Annotated in this window: 10 protein-coding genes; 3 read left to right on the top strand and 7 right to left on the bottom strand. The window is 71.6% G+C overall.

Annotated features, from left to right (window positions below):
* Nucleotides 1–1,106, top strand: a 1,106-nt coding sequence (locus Asi02nite_RS26950; protein WP_203716714.1) for a TIM barrel protein, incomplete at its 5' end; no start/stop codon positions are given.
* Here Asi02nite_RS26950 and Asi02nite_RS26945 read toward each other — a convergent pair.
* The 4 genes from Asi02nite_RS26945 to Asi02nite_RS26930 all read right to left on the bottom strand — a co-directional run bounded on the left by Asi02nite_RS26945 (nt 1,103) and on the right by Asi02nite_RS26930 (nt 4,946).
* Nucleotides 1,103–1,963, bottom strand: coding sequence for a shikimate dehydrogenase (locus tag Asi02nite_RS26945; RefSeq protein WP_203716713.1), 861 nt, complete (start codon nt 1,961–1,963; stop codon nt 1,103–1,105). The genes Asi02nite_RS26950 and Asi02nite_RS26945 overlap by 4 nt on opposite strands.
* Nucleotides 1,964–2,024: 61 nt before the next feature.
* Nucleotides 2,025–3,062 (bottom strand): TRAP transporter substrate-binding protein DctP, encoded by a 1,038-nt coding sequence (gene dctP, locus Asi02nite_RS26940; RefSeq protein ID WP_203716712.1) that lies wholly within the window; start codon nt 3,060–3,062, stop codon nt 2,025–2,027.
* Between the two features lie 46 nt (nt 3,063–3,108).
* Nucleotides 3,109–4,389, bottom strand: a complete 1,281-nt coding sequence (locus Asi02nite_RS26935; RefSeq protein WP_203716711.1) for a TRAP transporter large permease — start codon at nt 4,387–4,389, stop codon at nt 3,109–3,111.
* Nucleotides 4,386–4,946: a TRAP transporter small permease gene (locus Asi02nite_RS26930; RefSeq protein ID WP_203716710.1), complete on the bottom strand. Its 561-nt coding sequence runs from the start codon at nt 4,944–4,946 to the stop codon at nt 4,386–4,388. The genes Asi02nite_RS26935 and Asi02nite_RS26930 overlap by 4 nt, the downstream gene beginning before the upstream one ends.
* Before the next feature lie 295 nt (nt 4,947–5,241).
* Here Asi02nite_RS26930 and Asi02nite_RS26925 point away from each other — a divergent pair, with 295 nt between their 5' ends.
* Together Asi02nite_RS26925 and Asi02nite_RS26920 are read left to right on the top strand one after the other, a co-directional pair.
* Nucleotides 5,242–6,006: an IclR family transcriptional regulator gene (locus tag Asi02nite_RS26925; protein ID WP_203716709.1), complete on the top strand. Its 765-nt coding sequence runs from the start codon at nt 5,242–5,244 to the stop codon at nt 6,004–6,006.
* 124 nt (nt 6,007–6,130) lie between these two features.
* The gene (locus Asi02nite_RS26920) at nt 6,131–6,781 is read left to right on the top strand and encodes a TetR/AcrR family transcriptional regulator (protein ID WP_203716708.1); all 651 of its coding nucleotides are present in this window, start codon (nt 6,131–6,133) and stop codon (nt 6,779–6,781) included.
* Here the strand turns inward: Asi02nite_RS26920 and Asi02nite_RS26915 are convergent.
* Genes Asi02nite_RS26915 through Asi02nite_RS26905 form a run of 3 tightly spaced genes read right to left on the bottom strand, consistent with a single transcriptional unit; the run spans nt 6,778 to nt 9,601 of the window.
* Nucleotides 6,778–7,839 carry a Gfo/Idh/MocA family protein gene (locus Asi02nite_RS26915; RefSeq protein WP_203716707.1) on the bottom strand — a complete coding sequence of 354 codons (1,062 nt, stop codon included), beginning with the start codon at nt 7,837–7,839 and terminating at the stop codon, nt 6,778–6,780. The genes Asi02nite_RS26920 and Asi02nite_RS26915 overlap by 4 nt on opposite strands.
* On the bottom strand, nt 7,836–8,288 hold the full coding sequence (locus Asi02nite_RS26910) for a type II 3-dehydroquinate dehydratase (RefSeq protein ID WP_203716706.1): 453 nt from the start codon (nt 8,286–8,288) through the stop codon (nt 7,836–7,838). Before Asi02nite_RS26910 ends, Asi02nite_RS26915 begins: the two co-directional genes overlap by 4 nt.
* Nucleotides 8,285–9,601, bottom strand: coding sequence for an aldehyde dehydrogenase family protein (locus tag Asi02nite_RS26905; protein ID WP_203716705.1), 1,317 nt, complete (start codon nt 9,599–9,601; stop codon nt 8,285–8,287). Before Asi02nite_RS26905 ends, Asi02nite_RS26910 begins: the two co-directional genes overlap by 4 nt.
* Between the last annotated feature and the right edge of the window lie 99 nt (nt 9,602–9,700).

Raw genomic sequence — 9,700 nt, 5'->3', positions numbered from 1 at the left:
TCCCCGACAACTACTACACCGACCTCGACGCCCGGCTCGACCTCCCGGCCGACCTGCTGGCCGACCTGCGGGAGCTCTCGATCCTCTACGACCGCGACGAGACCGGCGCCTACCTCCACTTCTACACGGAGATGCTCGGTTCGCGCCTGTTCTTCGCGGTCGTGCAACGCGTCGACGGCTATCGCGGCCACGGCGACCCGGGCAGCGCACCGGTCCGGATGGCGGCACACCGGGAACGCCGGCTGCTGGCGCTGCGCGAGACACCGGCGGTCGCGGACAACGGCCGGCACGACTACTCGCTGGCCCACCTGACGGCGCTGAGCCTTTCGCCGCCCGAGCTCGTCGACGCGGCCGCCGACGCCGGCTACCGCTACGTCGGCCTGCGGCTGACCCGCGTCACCCCGCAGGAGCCGCACTATCCACTCGCGACCGACCCGGCGCTCATGCGGTCGACCAAGGCCCGGCTGGCCGCCACCGGCATCGAGGTTCTCGACATCGAGCTGGCACGGATCAGTCCCGACCAGGATCCGCGCGACTTCGAACGGTTCCTCGAGACCGGCGCTGACCTCGGCGCCCGGCACGTCATCGCGCAACTGCCCGACCCGGACCGCGCGCGCAAGGTCGACCGCTTCGTGCGCCTGTGCGAGCTGGCGCGGCCGCTCGGCCTCACGGTCGACCTCGAGTTCCCGTCGTGGACCGAGACACCGGACCTGCGCGAGGCGGTGCGGGTGCTCCGGGGTGCCGACCAGCCCAACGCCGGGATCCTGGTCGACCTGCTGCACTTCGCGCGGTCCGGCTCGAGCGTGGCCGACCTCCGCCAGCTTCCCGCGCACTGGTTCCACTTCGTGCACGTGTGCGACGCGCCGCCGGGCGTGCCGCCCACCAACGAGGAGCTCATCCACACGGCGCGGTTCGAGCGGTTGTTCCCGGGCGAGGGCGGCATCGACGTCCGTGGCATCCTCGACGCGTTGCCGCCCGGCCTGCCGTTCGCCCTGGAGATCCCGCGCGCGATGCTGGTCGCCCAGGTCGGCGCGAAGGAGCACGCCCGCCTGGCCGTGACGGCGGCCCGTGACTACCTGGACACCGCGCGGAAGGCCGCGGCTTAGCGGCCGGACTCCACGAGCTCCGGCGAGTGGCCGAGCATCGCGTCGGCGTCCGCCGGCCGGCCGGTGAACAGCTCGAACGCCGCGGTCGCCTGGTAGACGCTCATGCCGCCGCCGTGCAGGGTCGGCGCACCCGCGGCCCGGGCGGCGCGCAGCAGGGCGGTGTCGATCGGCCGGTAGACGATGTCGGCCACCCACAGGCCGGCGCGCAGGTCGCTCTCCGGGACCGGTGCGCCCGGGCTGTGCGCCATGCCCACCGGGGTCGCGTTGACGAGACCGTCCGCGTCCGCCAACAAGGCGGAGACGCGGTCCGGTGCCGCGGCCACCACCCGGTCGCAGCCGAACTCCCGGGCCAGCGTGTCCACGAGCCGCTCGGCCCGTGCGCCGTCGGTGTCGACGAGCGTCAACCGGCCGACGCCCAGGACCAGCAACGCGTACGCGACGGCGGAGCCGGCTCCGCCCGCGCCCAGCTGGACGACCCGGTCCCGCGGCGCGTCGCCGAAGGAACGAACGAAGCTGCGCCGGAACCCGGAGGCGTCCGTGTTGTGGCCGCGGGTGCCGTCCTCGTCGAAGACCACGGTGTTCACCGCGCCGAGGACGGCCGCGTCGCCGCACAGCTCGTCGAGGTGTCCCGCGACCGCCTGCTTGAACGGGTGGGTGATGTTCAGCCCGCGGTAGCCCAGCGTCCGCGCCCATCGCAGGAGCCCTGGGAGGTCGGCGCGGGACAGCCCGCGTACCCGGCTGTCGATCGTGGTGTACAGCAGGCGGATGCCCTGCCGGTCAGCCTCCCGCTCGTGCAGCAGCGGGGCGTGGGACCGCTGGATGCCGTCACCGACGAGTCCGATCAGGACGGACGTCACGATGCCTCCTGTAAGGAAGAGGGCCGGCGTCGCCGCCGGCCCTCCGTGCTGGTGTCGCCGGTCAGCCCGCGGTCGCCCGGATGCTCTTGTAGAGCTCGAGGTCCGCACCCTTGTAGTAGCTGGTGAAATGCGCCTCGGCCTTGGCGATGAACGCCGCACGGTCGACCTGGTCGATCTCCACGACCGTCCGGCCCGACTCACCCCGCCAGCCGTCGAGCACCTTCTCGGTCTCGTCGTCGACGCACGTGCGGTTCTCGGCGCGGATGTCGTGGATGGCCGTGAAGAGCGCGTCCTTCTGCGGCTGGCTCATCTTGTCGAGCGTCTTGTCGGAGACGACCACGTAGTGGGTGCCGACCTGGTGGTTGGTCAGGCTGGCCACCTTGAGGATCTCGTCGAACTTCTGGGCGTGCGTCGCCACGACCGGGTTCTCCTGGCCCTGCGCGACACCCTGCTGCAGCGCGAGGTAGAGCTCCTCCAGGGCGATCGACACGGCGTTCGCGCCGAGGGCCTTCGCGTTCGCCAGGAACTGTGGCGTGTTCGGGAAACGGATCTTCAGACTGGCCAGGTCCTCCGGCTTGCGGATGGGCGCCGTCGCGGTGAACGTCCGCATGCCGAAGTACCAGGCGTCGACGATGGTCGTGTCGGTCGCGCCGTTGAACTCGGTGAAGAAGTCCTTGCCGTTGGAGTCGACCCACTTGAAGAAGTGGTCGATGTCGTTGAACGCGTACGCGGCGTCGAGCACACCGATCTTCGGGAAGGCGGTCGACATGGCCGAGCCGCCCTGCAGGTCGATGTCGATGTCGCCGGCCTGGACGCCGGCGAAGCGCTCGGCGTCGGGCCCGAGTTGGCTGTTGGGGAACAGGTCCAGGGTCAGGTTGAGGTTCTGCCCCTCGACCCGCTCTTTGAGCAGCTTCATTCCACAGTAGAAGTTCGGCTGGCTCTCCGGCTGCGAGCTGCCGATCTTGATGGTCAGCTGGGGGTTCTCGCCGGCCGACGGCGCCGTGTTGTTCTGGGTGGTGCAGGCGGCGGTCAGGGCGACGGGCAGGGCGAGGGCGAGCGCCGCGACGGTCCGGCGCCAGCCGACTGACTGTCGATGCATGGGTCTACCTCTCTTGTGCGGACAGAGACGGCTTCCGCCCGTGGGCTCAGAACCCGAGCACGCCGGGCAGCCACAGGGCGAGGTCGGGGAAGGCGGTGATCAGGACGAGGACCGCGACCAACGGGACGAGGAACGGCGCCACGCCGCGGAAGACCTGGTCCACCGGGCGCCCGGTGACGGAACTTGTGATGTAGAGGACGCTGCCGACCGGCGGGGTCAGCAGGCCGATCATCAGGTTGATGATCATCACGACGCCGAAGTAGATCGGGTCGACACCGAGGTCGGTGGCGATCGGCAGCAGGACCGGCACCGTGACCAGGATGATCGCGGTGGCGTCGATCAGGGCCCCGAGCACGAGCAGGATGAGGTTCACCAGGATCATGAAGACCACGGGGCTGTCGGACACCGACGTCAGGAACTCGGCGACGTCCCGGGACACGTGGGCCCGGGTCAGGATGAGGCCCAGCAACGCCGCCGCGCCGAGGATCAGCGCGATGCCGCCGGTGATGACCGCGGTCTCCCGCAACGACTGCAGCAGCACCCGCACCTTGACCGTGCGATAGAGCACGCCGAGGACCAGCATGAACAGCACGGCGACGGAGGCCGCCTCGGTCGGCGTGAACAGTCCCGAGAGGATGCCGCCGAGCAGGATGACCGGCGTCAGGCCCGGTCCGATGGCGCCGACGGCGGCCCGCACGAAGCGCCGGCGGTCGAACGGCACGGTGCCGAGGTCCCGTCGACGGGCGGTCCAGAAGAAGATGTACGCGCAGAGCCCCGCGGCCATGATGAACGCCGGCACGACGGAGGCCGCGAACAACGCGCCGGTGGAGACCGTCGCCGTGGCCGCGTAGATGACCGCCGGGATGCTGGGCGGCATCACCGGGCTGATGAGCGACGACGAGGCGGTGAGGCCGGCGGCGAAACTGAACGGGTAGCCGGCTTTGACCATCTGCGGGATCTGCATCTTGCCCAGCCCGGCGACGTCGGCCAGCGCGGATCCGCTCATCCAGGAGAAGCCGACCGCGGACCCGACGTTGACGTACGCGAGGTTGCCGCGCACGCGGCCGAGGGCCGCCAGACAGAACTCGTAGAGCCGGTCGGCGATGCCCAGCCGGTTGGCCATGACTCCGACCAGGATGAACAGCGGCACCGCGAGCAGCGGGAAGCTGTTGAGCCCGTCGAACGTGGTCTTGAGGGCGAAGCCGCTGGAGGTGCCGTCCGCCAGCGCCCACCACAGGCTCGGCCCGAGGAAGGCGAGGCCGACGGGCACCCGGATCAGGAGGAGGAAGGCGATCACGACGCCGACCATCCAGAGCTCGAGGATCATCGTGCCTCCGCCGCGTCGAACGTCACGTCGTCCCGGTTGGCGTAGAAGACGCGTACGACGGCCCGCACCGCCCCCGAGGCGAACCCCACGAGCGGGAACGCGTACAGGATCGAGATCGGGATGCCGAGGGCCGCGGTCCGCCGGCTGGGATAGGCCTGGATCAGCTCGAACGCCTCCCAGACCAGCAGGGCGCAGATGACCGCGGTGCAGGCGGCGGAGACCGCCTTGACCACGACGAGCGCCCGCCCCTTGGCGACGTAGTCGATGATCTGGATCGTGATGTGGCCGTTGTTGCCGATCAGGTAGCCGACCATGATGAAGGTGAGCGCGATCAGCGAGTAGCCGGCGAGCTCGCTCACGCCCGGCCAGTTGAGGGCCGGCACGAAACGGCTCACCACCTGCCAGAGCACGCTGACGAAGATGACGACCAGCGCGGCGCAGGCGATGGCCAGCTCCGCCGAGGCCCAGACCCGCAGGACCGCCGGTTCCGGCCGCCGGGCCGGCTCGAGGCTGCCCGCGGCCGGATCCGACGCGACCGGGACCGGGTCGGCCGTCATCGGCATTCCTTCGAACGGTGCGTGCGCACGACGGCTTCACTCTCCAAAGGGGATGGTGTCCGCCACCGACAGCCGCGGACACCGAGAGGCGAAGAACTGACGAACCACTAGGCGGACCAGACGAACCGTCTCGTGGACTGGCTGTAAACTACGTGCCGGCCGCGTCCGTGGCAAGGCATTGAGTCCTGACCGTTACGCATGCGTGAAAACCGCGGCGCCGCCCGCCTTCCGGCCCCCGCACCGCCCTTCGGTCCGGCCGGTACCATGACGCGGAGCGTGAGGAGGGTGTGTCCAGGTGGAGACCGCTGACCAGCAAGGTGTCCGCAGCGTCCAGCGCGCGCTGGACATCCTCGGCCTGCTCACCCCCGACCGGCCGGCGATCTCGATCCGCGAGATCGTCGACGCCACCGGCCTCGCCAAGACGACCGTGCTGCGGATGGTCTCGACGCTCGAGCAGAGCGGCCTGCTCTGGGCCACGCCCAGCGGTTACATGGCCGGACCGGGGCTCTGGCGCTGGGCCCACCTCGCCCAACGGAGCTGGGAGCTGCCCCCCGACACGCAGCGGGTCATGCGGGACCTGGCGGCCCGCCGGCGGGAGACCGTCAACGTCTACGTCGCGCGCGACATCTACCGGGTCTGCATCGCGCAGCAGGAGGGGCCCCAGCCACTGCGGCACGTCGTCCACGTCGGAGACGAACTGCCGATGTGGGCCGGCGCGTCGGCGAAGGTGCTGCTCCGCGACGCCCCTCCCGCGCTGCTCGAACGCATCGCCCGGAGCTCGCCCTACGGCCCGGGTCACGTCAGGCGGCTGCGGGAGTGGATCGACGAGGCCGCGGTGCGCGGGTACGCCGAGAGCCACGGCGAACGCGAGGACGGCCTGTCCGCGGTCGCGGCGCCGATTCTCGGCCAGTCCGGCAGCGTCATCGCGGCGCTGGGCCTGAGCGGGCCGACGATCCGCTTCACGGAGGACCGGGTGGCCGAGTTCGCGGCGGATCTCAAGCAGATCGCGCGGGAACTGTCGGAGCGCGGTTTCGCCCACCCCTTCAGCGACGGCCGCTGACCACCGCCCGGCTCGTCCGCGCACTCGGTCACCTCCCCGCGTGCGGTCGGCGCTAGTTATACGAACTGGTACGTTAGTTAGCCACCACGACCACCCGAAGTCAAGAGCCGAGCCGGAGGATGCGATGGCAGCACCGCGGACCGCGGACGCCCCGGAACGGGTACGCGACAGCGCCCGCACCCGTGCGGAGATACTCGACGTCGCGACGGCCGAGTTCGCCGCCAACGGCTACGACGGCTCCCGGGTCGACGAGATCGCGGCGCTGACCCGCACCACGAAACGCATGATCTACTACCACTTCGGCGGCAAGAAGCAGCTCTACATCGCGGTGCTCGAACGGGCCTACACGCGGATCAGAGCAGCCGAGCGCCAGGTCGACCTCGAAGATCTCGACCCGGTCGACGCCGTGCGCCGGATCGCCGAGGTCACCTTCGACCACCACGGGGCCCACCCGGAGTTCATCCGGCTCGTGACCATCGAGAACATCCACAACGCCGAGCACGTCAAGGAACTGGTCGAGATGGTCGACCTCGGCGGGCCGATCGTCGCGCTGCTGGAGGACATCCTGCGCCGCGGCCGGCAGGAGGGCCTGTTCCGGGCCGACGCCGACGCGATCGACGTCCACATGATGATCAGCGCCTTCTGCGTGTTCCGCGTCGCCAACCGGCACACCTTCGGCACCATCTTCGGCCGCGACCTGGTGGACCCGGCGCGCACGGACCACTACCGCACGATGTGCGGCGACCTGATCGTCCGCTACCTGACGGCCGCCTAGGGTGTTTCCCGGTCGTCGGCGATGTCCACCCAGGTGCCGGTGCGGGACGAGGGGTAGACCGCCTCGACGATCTCGAGCGAGCGGACCGCGTCACCTCCGGTGACCGCCGGCTCGCGGTCGTCGCGCAGCGCGCTGACGAAGTCCTCGATCTGCGTGGCGTGGTGGGGCGCGAGGTGGTCGTGGATCTCGGCCAGCGGCAGGTCGCTCATCGCCGGCCCCGGGCGGCCGGCGGCGAGCGTCCGCTCACCACCGACCGTGGACAGGTCCGTGAACGCGACGCCTTCCGGGAACTCGCTCAGGCCCGCGGAACGGCCGGCCGCGTCGGTCACCCACACCTGCGCGCCGAGCCCGGGCCGGAAGGTGGTGCCCGCGTGGATCGTCGCGATCCCGCCCGACGCGAACTCGACGATCGCCCCGGCCGTGTCCTCGACCTCGATGACGTCGCGCAGGGCGAGCGTGGCGCACCGGCCGATCACACGGCGGGCCGGACCCATGTACCACTGGAGCAGGTCGACGTGGTGGATCGCCTGGGTCATCAGGACGCCGCCGCCCTCCGTCGACCACCGGCCACGCCAGGGCTCGGCGTAGTAGTCGGCGTCACGGTTGAACCGCGCGACCACTCCCCCGGCGATCGGCGTACCCAGCCGGCCCGCGTCGAGCGCGGCGCGGATCCGCGCCGCGGCGGGCCAGAACCGGCGTTGGAAGAGCACCCCGAACCGCACGCCGGCCGCCGAGGTCGCCGCGACCATCCGGCGCGCCCCGGCGACCGTCAGCGCGACCGGCTTCTCGCAGAGCACGTGGGTGCGGTGCCGGGCCGCCGCCAGCACGTTGGCCTCGTGCACGCCGTGCGGGGTGCAGACGGTGACCGCGTCGAGCCCGCCGGCCAGCATGTCGTCGACGTCGCCGTAGGCGCGCGGGACGCCGTGCTCCCGGGCGAAGGCGGCGGCGCGCACGACGTCGACGTCGGCGACCGCGGCGACCTCCACGCCCGGTATCCCGCGCAGGGCGCGGACGTGGTTGCGGGCGATCTTCCCGCAGCCGACGATGCCCAGTCTCATGGCGGCTGCCCGTCGAGCAGGGCGCGCACGCCGTGCATGCCGAGCTCGTAGCCGGTGGCGCCGAAGCCCGCGACGAAGGCGTCGGCGGCGCGGGCCGTCACCAGGTCGCCGTGGTAGACAGGCTCGCGGGCGAAGACGTTCGTCAGATGGACCTCGACGACCGGCTGCTCGATCATCTTGAGCGCGTCGAGCACGGCCACCGAGCGGGTCGACAGCCCGGCCGGGTTGAGCACCACGGCGGCGCCGTCGTCGTACGCCTCGTGCAGCCAGTCGACCACCTGTCCCTCGTGGTTGGACTGTCCGAAGAACAGCGCGAAGCCGAGCTCGCGAGCGAGCGCGCGGCAGCGTTTCTCGATCTCCGCGAGGATCACCCGGCCGTACACGTGGGGCTCGCGGCGGCCGAGCATGTCGAGGTTGGGTCCATTGAGGATCGACAGCCGGTCGTTCACGGAAGAACTTCGATCTTGCCGGTCGACCGGGGGCTGCCCGGGTCGTTGAAGAAGTACTCCCCCGCCCGCGTGAAGGTGAAGGTGAAGGACTGCCCCGGGGCCAGCCGCACGTCGAAGAGGCCCTCGAAGAACTGGGTGACGCCGCGCTCGCCCGCGTTGCCCGGGTGGTTGACGAACGTGACGGTGGTGCCCACCGGCACGCGGAGGTGGGTGGGCGCCATGCTGGCGACCTCGCGGCGGCCGCCGGTGGTGATGGTCGCACCGGCCGCGGCGGCTTCGCGCGCCCAGGCGACCACGCGCTCGGCCGCGTCGTCGTCGACCATCGAGCCGACATCGGTGGCCGGCGCGAGCGGGTCGCCGACGGCGAGCTTCTCCACCTCGCGGGTGAAGACCTCGACGAACTCGTCGTACCGGGTGCGCTCCACATAGACCCGTTGCACGGAGATGCAGCTCTGACCGGAGTTGCTGTAACCCGTGACCGCGCAGACGCGGGCGGCCGCCGCCACGTCGGCGTCCGCGCAGACGATCGTCGCGGCGTTGCCGCCGAGCTCCAGGACGAGCCGCTTGGCGCCGGCCGCCCGGGCCACGGCCGCCCCGGTCGCCGCGCTGCCGGTGAAGCTGATGACGCCGACCTCGGGCGCGGCGCAGAGCGCGGCGCCCACGGCACCGTCGCCGTGCAGCACCTGCACGGCCTCGGGTGGGAGGCCACAGTCGAGCAGCAACGCGACCAGGGCGGCGGAGGTGGCCGGCGCCTGTGGCGGGGGCTTGACCAGAGTGGTGTTGCCGGCCGCGAAGGACGCCGCGAGCTTGTGCGCGAGCAGGTTGGCCGGAGCGTTGAACGGGGTGATCGACAGTGCGACGCCGACCGGCGCCCGATGGGTCAGCGCCGTGTTGCCGACGCCCCGGGGCCAGCCGGCGACCGGGAGCACCTCGCCGCCGACGCGCCGGGCCTCCGCGCCGGCCACGGCGAACGTGTCAGCCACGCGGTCGACCTCGCCGCGGCCGTCCTTGACCGGCTTGCCGAGCTCCAGCGCCAGCAGCCGGGCCAGCTCGTCGCGCCGGCCGTGGACCCGCTCGGCGGCGCGGTCGAGCACCGCGGCGCGGGCCGCCGGCGACATCCGCGCGACCGCCCGCGCCGCGCCCCGTGCGTAGGCCAGCGCGTCCGCGACGTCGTCCGGCCCCGCCTGCCGGGCGGCGCTGACGACCGCACGCGTCCAGGGGCCGACCCGCTCGGCGACCGGTCCGTCCGTCCGCCACTCACCGGCGACGAGACACCCGACGCGCGCCACGTCCTGGTTGACACCGGCAGGCATCCCGCTCCTCACGTCGAACCACCACGCGGCCCTTCTGGACCGTTCTATGGACTACGTGTAACGTACGGGCGGCCGGGTCCCCTGGCAATAGCCGGTGCC

It is taken from the genome of Asanoa siamensis, assembly GCF_016862555.1.
Lineage (GTDB): Bacteria > Actinomycetota > Actinomycetes > Mycobacteriales > Micromonosporaceae > Asanoa > Asanoa siamensis.
The sequence above is the reverse complement of the archived record's forward strand: the minus strand, read 5'-3'. Positions and strand labels throughout refer to the sequence as shown.